Here is a 13466-nt window from a genome sequence, read left to right as displayed (position 1 = left end):
CTAGTGATGCAAAGGTATTCAAATGATTCCTGATTATTTAACTTTTATTCGCTTTCAGGATAAACGAAATCTGATATACATTTATGCTATTGGACTTATTCTGATAGGCTTTTATTGGAAGAATGCAGGGTTTACTTTTCCATCAGAGGATATTGGTGTAGTTAGTGGGATTCTGGCTCTGGTGCTGTATAATTTTATTTTTGATCTCAAGGCGTACTGGGCTTATAAATGCGTCACGAAGAATATCGATTTTTCGTGGTTTAAGAAAAAGCAGAACCACAAAATAGAATTATTTCTTACACAACCTCTGGTGGCAGGATTTCTGTCGTTAATCATGTTGAGTGCAATGAGTTGGGGGCTATACCAGCTTCTACCCTCGTTATATGCGCTGTTCCTGATTTCGTTACTTGGGCCGTTGGTCATCTTTCTGCTGTTTCGGATGATCCGCACCAGTTATGTCAAGCAGGTCGCTATTTCAGTAGCGAAAAAAGTAAAATATAAAAGTCTGACTCGCTATGTGCTGCTTTCGGTGTGCATCTCAACGGTTGTTAACCTGCTTACTATCAGCCCGTTGCGTAACAGTGATTCTTTTGTGACAGAGGGGCAGTGGTTAACGTTTAAATCGATAATTGCATTGCTCATTCTTTGTGGCGTAGTGTTGGCGATTAATCTGTTTTTTCTGCGCTTCTCCAAGCGGTACGCTTTTCTGGGCAGGCTTTTTTTGCAGGAAATCGATCTGTTTTTCTCCAGTGAAAATGCGTTGTCGACCTTTTTTGCCAAGCCGCTTTGGCTTCGGTTATTCATATTGCTGGTTATTGAAGTGATGTGGATTACGCTGGTGTCGGTATTGGCAACGCTTGTGGAATGGCGGATTTGGTTTGAAGCCTATTTTTTACTCTGCTATGTACCGTGCTTAATTTACTATTTTTTCTATTGTCGATTCCTCTGGCATAACGATTTTATGATGGCATGTGACATGTATTTCCGTTGGGGGCATTTTAATAAGTGAGGAAGTGATAGGAAGTGACCAGATAATACATATATGTTCTGTACTCTCTTGCGCATTTTGATTGTTGACTGAGTAACCAGACAGTTGATGTGCACGATTTCCCCTCGCCCTAACAGACGTGGGCGGGGGCACCCGGTGTGTGCAATATACGAAAAAAAAGCCCGTACTTTCGTACGAGCTCTTCTTTAAATATGGCGGTGAGGGGGGGATTGACTCGCTTCGCTCGCCCTGCGGGCAGCCCGCTCACTGCGTTCACGGTCTGTCCAACTGGCTGTCGCCAGTTGTCGACCCCCGGTCGGGGCTTCTCATCCCCCCGGTGTGTGCAATACACGAAAAAAAAGCCCGTACTTTCGTACGAGCTCTTCTTTAAATATGGCGGTGAGGGGGGGATTGACTCGCTTCGCTCGCCCTGCGGGCAGCCCGCTCACTGCGTTCACGGTCTGTCCAACTGGCTGTCGCCAGTTGTCGAACCCCGGTCGGGGCTTCTCATCCCCCCGGTGTGTGCAATATACGAAAAAAAAGCCCGTACTTTCGTACGAGCTCTTCTTTAAATATGGCGGTGAGGGGGGGATTGACTCGCTTCGCTCGCCCTGCGGGCAGCCCGCTCACTGCGTTCACGGTCTGTCCAACTGGCTGTCGCCAGTTGTCGACCCCCGGTCGGGGCTTCTCATCCCCCCCGGTGTGTGCAATATACGAAAAAAAAGCCCGTACTTTCGTACGGGCTTTTTTTTAAATATGGCGGTGAGGGGGGGATTCGAACCCCCGATACGTTGCCGTATACACACTTTCCAGGCGTGCTCCTTCAGCCACTCGGACACCTCACCAAATTGTCGTTCCTGTCTTGCTGGAACGGGCGCTAATTTAGGGAAATCATGACCTGAGGTCAACAAACTTTTTTAAAAAATCGCGCGTTTATTCAAACTTCAATCAATATGCAGTTTTAATAAGCGAAATCTGCTTTTTTTGCCACCGACCACGGATTTGTTATGCTGGTGGCTTTTGTAGATCATAACGATAAGTGCGAATAAATTTCGCACAACGCTTTTCGGGAGTCAGTATGGATATCATCTTTTATCACCCAACGTTCGATACCCAATGGTGGATTGAGGCACTGCGCAAAGCTATTCCTCAGGCAAGAGTCAGAGCATGGAAAAGCGGAGATAATGACTCTGCTGATTATGCTTTAGTCTGGCATCCTCCTGTTGAAATGCTGGCAGGGCGCGATCTTAAAGCGGTGTTCGCACTCGGGGCCGGTGTTGATTCTATTTTGAGCAAGCTACAGGCACACCCTGAAATGCTGAACCCTTCTGTTCCACTTTTTCGCCTGGAAGATACCGGTATGGGCGAGCAAATGCAGGAATATGCTGTCAGTCAGGTGCTGCATTGGTTTCGACGTTTTGACGATTATCGCATCCAGCAAAATAGTTCGCATTGGCAACCGCTGCCTGAATATCATCGGGAAGATTTTACCATCGGCATTTTGGGCGCAGGCGTACTGGGCAGTAAAGTTGCTCAGAGTCTGCAAACCTGGCGCTTTCCGCTGCGTTGCTGGAGTCGAACCCGTAAATCGTGGCCTGGCGTGCAAAGCTTTGCCGGACGGGAAGAACTGTCTGCATTTCTGAGCCAATGTCGGGTATTGATTAATTTGTTACCGAATACCCCTGAAACCGTCGGCATTATTAATCAACAATTACTCGAAAAATTACCGGATGGCGCGTATCTCCTCAACCTGGCGCGTGGTGTTCATGTTGTGGAAGATGACCTGCTCGCGGCGCTGGATAGCGGGAAAGTTAAAGGCGCAATGCTGGATGTTTTTAATCGTGAACCCTTACCGCCTGAAAGTCCGCTCTGGCAACATCCACGCGTGACGATAACACCACATGTCGCCGCGATTACCCGTCCCGCTGAAGCTGTGGAGTACATTTCTCGCACTATTGCCCAGCTCGAAAAAGGGGAGAAGGTCTGCGGGCAAGTCGACCGCGCACGCGGCTACTAATAAAGCATCAGGATTCCTGCTATCCTTGGCGGGAATTGAATACAGGAGAGAGTTATGTATCCCGTCGACCTTCATATGCATACCGTTGCCAGCACACATGCATATAGCACATTGAGTGATTACATTGCCCAGGCCAAACAAAAGGGCATTAAACTTTTTGCGATCACCGATCATGGCCCGGATATGGAAGATGCTCCGCATCACTGGCACTTCATTAACATGCGTATCTGGCCGCGAGTGGTTGATGGGGTAGGGATCCTGCGCGGCATCGAAGCTAACATTAAAAATGTTGATGGTGAAATTGATTGCAGCGGTAAAATGTTTGACTCGCTGGATCTGATTATTGCCGGTTTTCATGAGCCGGTTTTTGCACCACATGACAAAGCGACCAATACACAAGCGATGATCGCCACTATCGCCAGCGGCAATGTGCATATAATAAGCCATCCCGGAAATCCCAAATATGAAATAGATGTGAAAGCCGTTGCTGAAGCAGCCGCGAAACATCAGGTGGCGCTGGAAATCAATAATTCTTCATTTTTACACTCACGTAAGGGCAGTGAAGACAACTGTCGTGCGGTAGCCGCAGCGGTACGTGATGCTGGAGGTTGGGTGGCATTAGGCTCGGATTCTCACACCGCGTTTACCATGGGGGAATTTGAAGAGTGTCTTAAAATCCTCGACGCGGTAGATTTTCCGCCAGAGCGCATTTTGAATGTTTCTCCGCGCCGCTTACTGAACTTCCTTGAATCTCGCGGTATGGCACCGATTGCGGAATTTGCAGACCTTTAATTACTAGTAATGGAAATATATTAATGAACGAGTTTTCTATCCTCTGTCGTGTGCTGGGTTCGCTCTATTACCGCCAACCGCAAGATCCTTTACTGGTGCCGCTGTTTACCCTGATTCGTGAGGGGAAACTGGCTGCGAACTGGCCACTGGAGCAGGATGAGTTACTGACGCGTTTACAGAAAAGCTGTGATATGGCGCAAGTCTCTGCCGATTACAATGCGTTGTTTATCGGCGATGAATGTGCCGTGCCGCCATATCGTAGCGCATGGGTTGAGGACGCAACGGAAGCGGAAGTGCGCGCTTTTCTTTCCGAACGAGGGATGCCACTGGCGGATACGCCAGCCGATCACATCGGCACATTGCTGCTTGCGGCTTCCTGGCTGGAAGATCAGTCAACGGAAGATGAGAGCGAAGCACTGGAAACACTGTTCAGTGAGTATCTGTTACCCTGGTGTGGTGCGTTCCTTGGCAAAGTGGAGGCCCATGCAACCACGCCTTTCTGGCGCACCATGGCACCGCTAACCCGCGATGCCATTAGTGCAATGTGGGACGAGCTGGAAGAAGATTCTGAAGAATAAGTGTGATCTACGTCACTCATAACTGCAACGGATAATTTGTTGTTGCATAAAATGTGTGCTCGATCTCATTCATGGCCGCGTTTTCTGCTATCATGCGCGGCATGAACATACTTCTCTCTATTGCAATCACAACAGGCATTCTCTCCGGTATCTGGGGATGGGTGGCTGTTTCCCTGGGCTTACTAAGCTGGGCGGGCTTCCTGGGCTGTACGGCCTACTTTGCCTGCCCGCAAGGTGGGCTGAAAGGGCTGGCGATCTCCGCTGCAACCCTGCTTAGTGGCGTGGTGTGGGCGATGGTCATTATTTACGGTAGTGCACTGGCACCACATCTGGAAATTCTCGGTTATGTCATAACCGGTATTGTCGCGTTTCTGATGTGTATTCAGGCCAAACAGCTGCTGCTTTCATTTGTTCCGGGGACGTTTATAGGCGCATGCGCGACGTTTGCCGGGCAGGGTGACTGGAAACTGGTGTTACCTTCGCTGGCGCTTGGGCTGATATTTGGTTACGCAATGAAAAACAGTGGCCTGTGGCTGGCGGCGCGTAGTGCAAAGACGGCGCACCGTGAGCAGGAAATCAAAAATAAAGCGTGAGGGGCACTCACGCTTTCGCTTAAACAGTAAAATGCCGGATGATAATTCCGGCTTTTTTATCTGTCAGGATTCCGGTGGAACCGACATATGGCGGTATTTCACCAGAATGTCATTCTGCCGTTCTGCTTTATTTTGCAAATCCCACAGACCACGGTCGATACCATCATTAATCAGGAAAATGACCCCTGTTTCGATAGCCGACATCAGGCACAGCATAACAGGTTCGTTCGAGGTGTAACCCACTTCCCCTTCAAGCAAGCGCTGGTAGTCAATAAAGCGGAAAACCCCGGCCTGAACTTCATAGGAAAGTATCGTCTTACTGGTGTTCACCGAAGAAAGGATCTCGCCGGTACTCACATTGACGACGCGCAGGTTCACGGCAATCTGATCGAGCTGGTATTGCGTGTCGGCACCGATGCCAAAATATCTTGCCCCAACCCCGCCAGATTTGACGTTGCTTTCATAACCGATAATCGAACCTTCAACCATGATATTTGCCGCCGTTAAAGATTGCAGCGGGATTCGGTTATTAATGGCAACCGTGCCGTTTTCTTGTGCCGCACGAATAATCTTGCGCTCGTTAAGCAGGTTTTGTAAGCCCTGGCGCTCCAGCGGTATAAACCAGCGAGAATCTTTCAGTGCCGTGACCAGCATTGCCGTGGCGCTTTGCGGAACAGCAGTGGAGAAGTTACTTGCCGGGTAGGGTTTAAATTGCCCGGTTTCGTCCTGAATGTTGTATACCGAAACAAAGATTTTACCCGTCGGCGCTGGCAGATGGGTCAAATCTTTGTAGCTCTGAGCACGAGGCATTAATGTCGGTCTGGCGGCTTCTTTAGGCGGGGCGGTTAAGCATCCGCTCAGTAACATGACGGCAACCAAAAGAAATAAGCGCTGCATGATTATTTTCCTTATGAAGCTGGGGCTTAAAAATCGGTTGAGTTATTTTGTAAACCCGAAACCTGGATGGTCGAGGTTTGTCCGGTTTTACGATCTGTCACGTTCAACTGCAATTGACCATCGCGGTTGGCAATATCGACAATATAATCGTTGGTCACCATGCGGCCCGGTTTACCGGTATTAATATTCGACAGTAGCCCACCTAAAATTTGTGACTGGATGGCCTGAGTAAAGTTATCTAACGCTGAGGGTGTTTCAATACCAAAGTCATCGTTATAGCTCGGATCTTTATAAGAGTTTTGGGCCTGAGCGCTATTTAATAAAAAAGCGCCATTATTTGGGTTACCACCAAAGTTTGGATTACGGAACTGGAAAGTCATGGTTCCAGCCCAACTTAATGGCGAAATAAGCATGAGTAGAACTACTGCATGTTTGACACGCATTGCAGCCTCCGAACAATTTTTTATTTAGAATTCATCATGCGCCAAATCGCCCGTACTTAATAACGCCTGATTTATCTGGCGACGATTTAGTGCTTCTTCAGTTTGAATCAGTGCAAAGACGACAGTTTTCTCGAAGTCTCTTTTCAACGGAAATAAAAAAGTCTGGAAAATAACGTCCTGATTGACCGTTATAGTGATCCAGCTTCCCCATCGTGCACTGGGCCTTTCATTAATCGTTAAGTTACCCGTATAGTCACTTTCCCATTTATCACTAAAGGCTCGGTAAAAATCATGGCCAATAGATGAAACAGTATGGTCAGTTAGCAATCCCGGGACTTCTACCTCAACGGCGTGAAGATTCCCTGCGGCGAACAGAAATTCTGCCGCCACAATCCAGCGTAAATAACGTTTCATGGCTTTATCGCCTGAGGTTATCGTTTGCCCAGGAAACCGCTTGTGTCCGGTTTTTTACGGCTATCTTCTTGAAAAGATTATAAAGATGCGTTTTAACCGTATTTTCGCTGATGAACAACGAACGAGCGATCTCGTTATTAGACGCGCCGATACGCAGCTTATTCAGGATCTCTTTTTCCCGATGAGTAAGGAGGGCTGATTCCGTGCTGTTATAACGATAGTTACCTGAATGCGTAATCAGGTAGCTGGCAAGCTTTTGCGTAAAGTAGCATTCGCCGCGCAGGACGCCTTGCAACCCATTGACAACACGTTCTTGATCCTCCATGGAATAAAAAACGCCGTTGATATGAGGCCAGTTTTCAATGTCGCGGTACGGGTAATCTTCAGGCGTATTTAGCAACAATATTTTGATATTGTTGTTTTTCCTGCTCAAAGTATCCTGCCAATAATGGATAAGCTTTTTATCCGCTTCCATCATATCCAGAAGAATAATAGAGCCTGAAGAGATATCGTCCAGAGAACGTTGAATATTATGTAATTTTCCTGTAATTGCCAGCGATTGTTTAAGGTGCTGCAAGAGAGCTGTCGCCTGCAAAGAAGGTTTAGTGATCAACAATAATGTATGACCATGAATACTATGGACTTCATTAAACATGATGAAACCCCGCTTTTTTTATTGATCGCACACCTGACAGCTGCCTCTAAAATAGAAGCACCAGAAGTACTGACAGATGTTGCACTGCTGTGTGTAGTAATAAATCAGCCCTAAATGGGTAAAATATAAAACTAATGGATTACATCTGATTTCAATCTAGCCATTACAAATCTTAAATCAAGTGTTAAGCATGTAACTAAATGTAACTCGTTATATTAAAATGTTAACCTTAAGGTTTTATTAAGTTTAGAAATGATAGAAAAGTTGTACATTTGGTTTTTATTGCACAATTTTAAAAAATCATACAAATGGTGATAACTTACTAATAATGCATATAAAAAATATTTCGGTGTAGTCCTTTCGTCATGTAAAACGTTCTTGTTTTTTCTCCACACCTCCGTGGACAATTTTTTACTGCAAAAAGACGAGGTTTGTCACGGCTTGTGCGCAAGACATATCGCAGCAATCAGCGACGGGCAAGAAGAATGACTGTCTGGTGCTTTTTGATAGCGGAAAACGGAGATTTAAAAGAAAACAAAATATTTTTTTGCGTAGATAACAGCGTATTTACGTGGGTTTTAATACTTTGGTATGAACTAAAAAAGAAAAATACAACGCGCGGGTGAGTTATTAAAAATATTTCCGCAGACATACTTTCCATCGTAACGCAGCGTTAACAAAATACAGGTTGCGTTAACAACCAAGTTGAAATGATTTAATTTCTTAAATGTACGACCAGGTCCAGGGTGACAACATGAAAAACAAATTGTTATTTATGATGTTAACAATACTGGGTGCGCCTGGGATTGCAGCCGCAGCAGGTTATGATTTAGCTAATTCAGAATATAACTTCGCGGTAAATGAATTGAGTAAGTCTTCATTTAATCAGGCAGCCATAATTGGTCAAGCTGGGACTAATAATAGTGCTCAGTTACGGCAGGGAGGCTCAAAACTTTTGGCGGTTGTTGCGCAAGAAGGTAGTAGCAACCGGGCAAAGATTGACCAGACAGGAGATTATAACCTTGCATATATTGATCAGGCGGGCAGTGCCAACGATGCCAGTATTTCGCAAGGTGCTTATGGTAATACTGCGATGATTATCCAGAAAGGTTCTGGTAATAAAGCAAATATTACACAGTATGGTACTCAAAAAACGGCAATTGTAGTGCAGAGACAGTCGCAAATGGCTATTCGCGTGACACAACGTTAATTTCCATTCGACTTTTAAATCAATCCGATGGGGGTTTTACATGAAACTTTTAAAAGTAGCAGCAATTGCAGCAATCGTATTCTCCGGTAGCGCTCTGGCAGGTGTTGTTCCTCAGTACGGCGGCGGCGGTAACCACGGTGGTGGCGGTAATAATAGCGGCCCAAATTCTGAGCTGAACATTTACCAGTACGGTGGCGGTAACTCTGCACTTGCTCTGCAAACTGATGCCCGTAACTCTGACTTGACTATTACCCAGCATGGCGGCGGTAATGGTGCAGATGTTGGTCAGGGCTCAGATGACAGCTCAATCGATCTGACCCAACGTGGCTTCGGTAACAGCGCTACTCTTGATCAGTGGAACGGCAAAAATTCTGAAATGACGGTTAAACAGTTCGGTGGTGGCAACGGTGCTGCAGTTGACCAGACTGCATCTAACTCCTCCGTCAACGTGACTCAGGTTGGCTTTGGTAACAACGCGACCGCTCATCAGTACTAATACATCATTTGTATTACAGAAACAGGGCGCAAGCCCTGTTTTTTTTCGGGAGAAGAATATGAATACGTTATTACTCCTTGCGGCACTTTCCAGTCAGATAACCTTTAATACGACCCAGCAAGGGGATGTGTATACCATTATTCCTGAAGTCACTCTTACTCAATCTTGTCTGTGCAGAGTACAAATATTGTCCCTGCGCGAAGGCAGTTCAGGGCAAAGTCAGACGAAGCAAGAAAAGACCCTTTCATTGCCTGCTAATCAACCCATTGCTTTGACGAAGTTGAGTTTAAATATTTCCCCGGACGATCGGGTGAAAATAGTTGTTACTGTTTCTGATGGACAGTCACTTCATTTATCACAACAATGGCCGCCCTCTTCAGAAAAGTCTTAATTTGTTGAAATATCGAGCATAAGATGAATCTGGAGAGAATGGTCTGCTGCGAATCAGCCAACCTGAAAGTATGGATAACACAACCCTCAAGGATGACTAATCATTGAGGAAATAGAATAAATGTTCAGACCTTTTTTAAACTCTCTTATGCTCGGCAGTTTGTTTTTTCCTTTTATTGCCATCGCAGGAAGCACCGCGCAAGGGGGCGTGATCCATTTTTATGGCCAAATTGTGGAACCGGCATGTGACGTCAGCACCCAGTCATCACCCGTAGAAATGAACTGCCCACAGAATGGTTCTGTTCCGGGAAAAACCTATTCCAGCAAAGCGTTAATGAGCGGCAATGTCAAAAACGCGCAAGTAGCCTCAGTAAAAGTGCAGTATATTGATAAACAGAAAAAGCTGGCTGTAATGAACATCGAATATAACTAAGTTTCTGAACAACTCACGTTGCTGAGTAGAAAAATGCGATTTAACCAAAAAGCCTGCTGTACACTTAAGAAACAAGAAGGTGTAAGGAGGCGTTATGAAAACGCGTATTCATGTTGTGCAGGGTGATATTACCAAACTGGCCGTTGATGTGATTGTGAATGCGGCTAATCCTTCATTAATGGGAGGTGGCGGCGTCGATGGGGCCATTCATCGCGCAGCGGGTCCGGCCCTACTGGATGCCTGTTTAAAAGTCAGGCAACAGCAGGGCGATTGCCCTACGGGGCATGCCGTTATTACGCTTGCAGGCGATCTTCCCGCTAAAGCCGTAGTGCACACCGTCGGGCCAGTCTGGCGTGGTGGTGAACAAAACGAAGACCAGCTTTTGCAGGATGCCTATCTCAATAGCCTACGACTGGTGGCGGCAAACAGCTATACGTCAGTGGCTTTTCCTGCAATCAGTACTGGGGTTTATGGTTACCCTCGTGCGGCAGCGGCTGAAATCGCAGTAAAAACCGTTTCAGAATTTATTACCCGTCACGCTTTACCCGAACAGGTATACTTTGTCTGTTATGATGAAGAAAACGCCCACCTCTACGAAAGACTCCTTACCCAACAAGGAGATGAATGATTTGCCCCGGCTGGCGAGCGCGGTGCTGCCACTGTGTTCGCAACATCCCGGTCAGTGTGGCCTTTTTCCTCTGGAGAAAAGTCTGGATGCGTTTGCCGCCCGGTATCGTCTGGCCGAAATGGCAGAGCATACGCTCGATGTTCAGTATTACATCTGGCAGGACGATATGTCGGGTCGGTTACTGTTTTCCGCCCTGTTAGCCGCAGCAAAGCGTGGCGTTCGCGTCCGTTTGTTGCTGGACGACAACAATACGCCCGGACTTGACGACATTTTACGCTTGCTTGACAGTCATCCACGCATTGAAGTCCGGCTTTTTAATCCTTTCTCGTTTCGCTTGCTGCGTCCGCTTGGTTATATCACCGACTTTTCCCGTCTTAATCGCCGTATGCACAATAAAAGTTTCACTGTCGATGGCGTGGTGACCCTGGTGGGAGGACGAAATATTGGTGATGCCTATTTTGGAGCAGGGGAGGAGCCACTTTTTTCGGATTTAGATGTCATGGCAATAGGACCCGTGGTAGAGGACGTTGCCGATGATTTCGCCCGCTACTGGTATTGCAAATCGGTTTCACCCTTACAGCAGGTGCTGGATGTCCCGGAGGGTGAAATGGCGGATCGCATCGAGTTACCCGCCTCCTGGCATAACGATGCCATGACGCATCGTTATTTACGCAAAATGGAATCCAGTCCATTTATAAATCATCTGGTTGATGGAACATTGCCGCTTATCTGGGCGAAGACACGTTTATTAAGTGATGATCCGGCGAAAGGGGAGGGCAAGGCAAAACGGCATTCACTGTTACCGCAGCGCCTGTTCGATATCATGGGCTCACCCAGTGAACGCATCGATATTATCTCTTCCTATTTTGTACCGACACGCGCAGGTGTGGCGCAACTCTTACGGATGGTGAGAAAAGGGGTAAAGATTGCGATCCTAACCAATTCTCTTGCCGCTAACGATGTTGCTGTCGTCCATGCCGGATACGCGCGCTGGCGCAAAAAATTGCTCCGCTATGGCGTGGAATTATATGAACTCAAGCCGACGCGTGAACAAAGTAGTACGTTACACGATCGCGGCATAACCGGTAATTCCGGAGCCAGCCTGCATGCTAAAACCTTTAGCATCGATGGTAAAACGGTGTTTATCGGCTCTTTCAATTTCGATCCGCGTTCAACATTGCTCAATACTGAAATGGGCTTCGTGATAGAGAGCGAAACGCTGGCACAGTTAATTGATAAACGCTTTATTCAGAGCCAGTATGATGCGGCCTGGCAGCTCCGTCTGGACAGGTGGGGACGGATCAACTGGGTTGATCGTCATGCAAAGAAAGAGATTATTCTCAAAAAAGAACCCGCCACCAGTTTCTGGAAGCGGGTTATGGTCAGACTGGCGTCGATATTGCCCGTGGAATGGTTATTGTAAATGTGGCTTAACGGGCTGGTGCTTTATCGTTCTCACGCTTAACAACCGGTTTACCAGAGAACAAAAACTTCAGTAACGGGATGCGCAAATGAATTTCATACAGAATTATCGCAATCCCTACTACAAATATCAGGCCACAGAGAAAACCAAGCCAGTTGGAGGTGATGTGCGGTGTAATGTATGCGCCGAAAAACAGCGTTAACGGGTGGTGAACCAGATAGATAAACAGCGATGCGTTAACAAAATAAGTCACCCGCGCTGACTGGAAGTTAAGCAAACGGTGGCCAAAGGAGAAGACCACATTCACCATCCACAGACCGAGGACCATGGTGATCACCGACTCGGTTTCGTACATCCAGGCATCGCCACTGCCATAGCGCTGGTTGAGTAAATAAGCGACAAACGCCAATGCTGCTGCAAGGGTACAGCCACGAGACGGCGTGGTAAACAAGGCTTTAAGATGAGGGAAAATGAAAGCCAGTGCGCCGAGGATAAAGAACGGCAAATAAAACAGCGTTTGCATGACAATAAAATTGAACATGCCATTACTCAGAATGGGCGGATACACAATAAAAATCGTTCTTCTTATTACCGCATAACCGATGCCGAGGCATAAAAAAATCACCGATAGTTTTACCATCGAGAATTTTTTATTCGTTTTATCAGAATTTTCTAAATTATTTCTGATGCGCTTAAATATCCATACGCACAGCGTCGTCATGACCACTAACACCAGTAAAAACCACAGGTGTGATATTAATTCCCAGGCCAACGTATTATATTTGTCATACAATGACAGCCCAGGCCAACTTTCCGCTTTTCCTTTGACATATTGCAGCATAATAAATTGCGGTAATGTCAGTAGGGGGATGGCTGTTAACATCGGGATACCTACACGTTCGACACGTACTTTCCACCATTTTTTCAAGGGATAGCGTAAAAAAAGCATGTAGGAAAAGTAGCCGGATATAACGAAAAATACCTGCATGCGGAACGAGTGGATGAAGTCATTAAAAAGGGTCAGCCACAATGATGGTTCGGCGCTATTCACATGCCATGTATGGCTCGAATAGATTAAAGAAATATGAAAAGGTATCCCTAACAACATCAGCCAGGCGCGGATGGAGTCGAGGAAATATTCACGTTGCGCGGGTACTGGGTTCATATATGGTTAACTAATCTCGGATTTTTCGTCTTATCCCTGTCGGGTTATGCCTTTAGGCTTGTTGCCATAGTGACACCGACCTGACCGCGCCAGGCGCAGGCTTCAAGGTTTTTATGCATAGCATCATCGCTACCACTAACCAGAATGGAAGCGTCTGTAAGACGGTTGATAAATAAATTTGCTGGCAAACCCTACACGAAGTCGATGCTTCTGTCTTTAGGAGAAGCACGGAAAGTGAAAACGGTTGCAATCAGGTGCTTAATCCATGAGCCAGCGTGCTGAACGATACCGGGATTCTGTTGTCGGAATGGCTGGTTATCCATTAAAATAGATCGGATCGATAT

At 46.6% G+C, this 13466-nt stretch carries 16 protein-coding genes, 1 tRNA gene and 1 other RNA gene; 11 read left to right on the top strand and 7 right to left on the bottom strand.

Features of this window, described 5'->3' with window-relative positions:
* Positions 1 to 22: 22 nt before the first annotated feature.
* Positions 23 to 1009, top strand: coding sequence for a protein YcdU (gene ycdU / locus ACU8XX_RS15210; protein ID WP_000611859.1), 987 nt, complete (start codon positions 23 to 25; stop codon positions 1007 to 1009).
* 373 nt (positions 1010 to 1382) lie between these two features.
* Here the strand turns inward: ycdU and ACU8XX_RS15205 are convergent.
* Both ACU8XX_RS15205 and ACU8XX_RS15200 read right to left on the bottom strand, forming a co-directional pair.
* A non-coding RNA gene (locus ACU8XX_RS15205) (RtT sRNA) lies at positions 1383 to 1519 on the bottom strand.
* A gap of 226 nt (positions 1520 to 1745) precedes the next feature.
* A tRNA-Ser gene (locus ACU8XX_RS15200) sits at positions 1746 to 1833 on the bottom strand.
* Positions 1834 to 2066: 233 nt separating this feature from the next.
* Between ACU8XX_RS15200 and ghrA the strand changes: the two genes are divergently transcribed.
* The 4 genes from ghrA to ACU8XX_RS15180 all read left to right on the top strand — a co-directional run bounded on the left by ghrA (position 2067) and on the right by ACU8XX_RS15180 (position 4968).
* Positions 2067 to 3005: a glyoxylate/hydroxypyruvate reductase GhrA gene (gene ghrA / locus ACU8XX_RS15195; RefSeq protein WP_000351315.1), complete on the top strand. Its 939-nt coding sequence runs from the start codon at positions 2067 to 2069 to the stop codon at positions 3003 to 3005.
* A 54-nt stretch (positions 3006 to 3059) separates the two neighbouring features.
* On the top strand, positions 3060 to 3797 hold the full coding sequence (ycdX, locus tag ACU8XX_RS15190; protein ID WP_000283664.1) for a zinc-binding phosphatase: 738 nt from the start codon (positions 3060 to 3062) through the stop codon (positions 3795 to 3797).
* A 23-nt stretch (positions 3798 to 3820) separates the two neighbouring features.
* Positions 3821 to 4375: a molecular chaperone YcdY gene (gene ycdY / locus ACU8XX_RS15185; protein WP_001001902.1), complete on the top strand. Its 555-nt coding sequence runs from the start codon at positions 3821 to 3823 to the stop codon at positions 4373 to 4375.
* A gap of 101 nt (positions 4376 to 4476) precedes the next feature.
* A complete protein-coding gene (locus tag ACU8XX_RS15180; protein WP_001300785.1) occupies positions 4477 to 4968 on the top strand; it encodes a DUF1097 domain-containing protein in 492 nt (163 codons plus the stop codon).
* Between the two features lie 63 nt (positions 4969 to 5031).
* Here the strand turns inward: ACU8XX_RS15180 and csgG are convergent, their stop codons facing one another.
* From csgG to csgD, 4 genes are read right to left on the bottom strand one after another with little or no spacing between them, the layout of a single operon-like run.
* Positions 5032 to 5865, bottom strand: coding sequence for a curli production assembly/transport protein CsgG (gene csgG / locus ACU8XX_RS15175; protein ID WP_001189321.1), 834 nt, complete (start codon positions 5863 to 5865; stop codon positions 5032 to 5034).
* A gap of 26 nt (positions 5866 to 5891) precedes the next feature.
* Positions 5892 to 6308, bottom strand: coding sequence for a curli production assembly/transport protein CsgF (csgF, locus tag ACU8XX_RS15170; protein ID WP_001264088.1), 417 nt, complete (start codon positions 6306 to 6308; stop codon positions 5892 to 5894).
* A 24-nt stretch (positions 6309 to 6332) separates the two neighbouring features.
* Positions 6333 to 6722 carry a curli production assembly/transport protein CsgE gene (gene csgE, locus ACU8XX_RS15165; RefSeq protein ID WP_000833288.1) on the bottom strand — a complete coding sequence of 130 codons (390 nt, stop codon included), beginning with the start codon at positions 6720 to 6722 and terminating at the stop codon, positions 6333 to 6335.
* Between the two features lie 4 nt (positions 6723 to 6726).
* The gene (gene csgD, locus ACU8XX_RS15160) at positions 6727 to 7377 is read right to left on the bottom strand and encodes a biofilm master transcriptional regulator CsgD (RefSeq protein WP_000481505.1); all 651 of its coding nucleotides are present in this window, start codon (positions 7375 to 7377) and stop codon (positions 6727 to 6729) included.
* A 754-nt stretch (positions 7378 to 8131) separates the two neighbouring features.
* Here csgD and csgB point away from each other — a divergent pair.
* From csgB to clsC, 6 genes are all read left to right on the top strand, one after another.
* Positions 8132 to 8587: a curli minor subunit CsgB gene (csgB, locus tag ACU8XX_RS15155; RefSeq protein ID WP_000791650.1), complete on the top strand. Its 456-nt coding sequence runs from the start codon at positions 8132 to 8134 to the stop codon at positions 8585 to 8587.
* Positions 8588 to 8627: 40 nt separating this feature from the next.
* A complete protein-coding gene (gene csgA / locus ACU8XX_RS15150) occupies positions 8628 to 9083 on the top strand; it encodes a curli major subunit CsgA (RefSeq protein WP_000771437.1) in 456 nt (151 codons plus the stop codon).
* Positions 9084 to 9141: 58 nt separating this feature from the next.
* The gene (gene csgC, locus ACU8XX_RS15145; RefSeq protein WP_001094300.1) at positions 9142 to 9474 is read left to right on the top strand and encodes a curli assembly chaperone CsgC; all 333 of its coding nucleotides are present in this window, start codon (positions 9142 to 9144) and stop codon (positions 9472 to 9474) included.
* A 120-nt stretch (positions 9475 to 9594) separates the two neighbouring features.
* A complete protein-coding gene (gene ymdA, locus ACU8XX_RS15140) occupies positions 9595 to 9906 on the top strand; it encodes a protein YmdA (RefSeq protein WP_000489579.1) in 312 nt (103 codons plus the stop codon).
* Positions 9907 to 10000: 94 nt separating this feature from the next.
* The gene (ymdB, locus tag ACU8XX_RS15135; RefSeq protein ID WP_000857405.1) at positions 10001 to 10534 is read left to right on the top strand and encodes an O-acetyl-ADP-ribose deacetylase; all 534 of its coding nucleotides are present in this window, start codon (positions 10001 to 10003) and stop codon (positions 10532 to 10534) included.
* Positions 10476 to 11957: a cardiolipin synthase ClsC gene (clsC, locus tag ACU8XX_RS15130; protein WP_001307714.1), complete on the top strand. Its 1482-nt coding sequence runs from the start codon at positions 10476 to 10478 to the stop codon at positions 11955 to 11957. Before ymdB ends, clsC begins: the two co-directional genes overlap by 59 nt.
* 7 nt (positions 11958 to 11964) lie before the next feature.
* Here clsC and mdoC read toward each other — a convergent pair whose 3' ends face one another.
* A complete protein-coding gene (gene mdoC / locus ACU8XX_RS15125; protein ID WP_001070350.1) occupies positions 11965 to 13122 on the bottom strand; it encodes a glucans biosynthesis protein MdoC in 1158 nt (385 codons plus the stop codon).
* Positions 13123 to 13466: the final 344 nt, after the last annotated feature.

This window comes from Escherichia sp. MAL-1, from assembly GCF_052948035.1.
This window is presented reverse-complemented; position numbering and strand designations above follow the sequence as displayed.

Coding starts and splice junctions, on each gene's coding strand:
- ymdA (WP_000489579.1), top strand. CDS start 9,595: ATGTTCAGACCTTTTTTAAACTCTCTTATGCTCGGCAGTTTGTTTTTT.
- csgD (WP_000481505.1), bottom strand. CDS start 7,377: ATGTTTAATGAAGTCCATAGTATTCATGGTCATACATTATTGTTGATC.
- csgB (WP_000791650.1), top strand. CDS start 8,132: ATGAAAAACAAATTGTTATTTATGATGTTAACAATACTGGGTGCGCCT.
- ycdY (WP_001001902.1), top strand. CDS start 3,821: ATGAACGAGTTTTCTATCCTCTGTCGTGTGCTGGGTTCGCTCTATTAC.
- ACU8XX_RS15180 (WP_001300785.1), top strand. CDS start 4,477: ATGAACATACTTCTCTCTATTGCAATCACAACAGGCATTCTCTCCGGT.
- mdoC (WP_001070350.1), bottom strand. CDS start 13,122: ATGAACCCAGTACCCGCGCAACGTGAATATTTCCTCGACTCCATCCGC.
- ycdX (WP_000283664.1), top strand. CDS start 3,060: ATGTATCCCGTCGACCTTCATATGCATACCGTTGCCAGCACACATGCA.
- csgG (WP_001189321.1), bottom strand. CDS start 5,865: ATGCAGCGCTTATTTCTTTTGGTTGCCGTCATGTTACTGAGCGGATGC.
- ymdB (WP_000857405.1), top strand. CDS start 10,001: ATGAAAACGCGTATTCATGTTGTGCAGGGTGATATTACCAAACTGGCC.
- csgF (WP_001264088.1), bottom strand. CDS start 6,308: ATGCGTGTCAAACATGCAGTAGTTCTACTCATGCTTATTTCGCCATTA.
- clsC (WP_001307714.1), top strand. CDS start 10,476: ATGATGAAGAAAACGCCCACCTCTACGAAAGACTCCTTACCCAACAAG.
- ycdU (WP_000611859.1), top strand. CDS start 23: ATGATTCCTGATTATTTAACTTTTATTCGCTTTCAGGATAAACGAAAT.
- csgE (WP_000833288.1), bottom strand. CDS start 6,722: ATGAAACGTTATTTACGCTGGATTGTGGCGGCAGAATTTCTGTTCGCC.
- ghrA (WP_000351315.1), top strand. CDS start 2,067: ATGGATATCATCTTTTATCACCCAACGTTCGATACCCAATGGTGGATT.
- csgC (WP_001094300.1), top strand. CDS start 9,142: ATGAATACGTTATTACTCCTTGCGGCACTTTCCAGTCAGATAACCTTT.
- csgA (WP_000771437.1), top strand. CDS start 8,628: ATGAAACTTTTAAAAGTAGCAGCAATTGCAGCAATCGTATTCTCCGGT.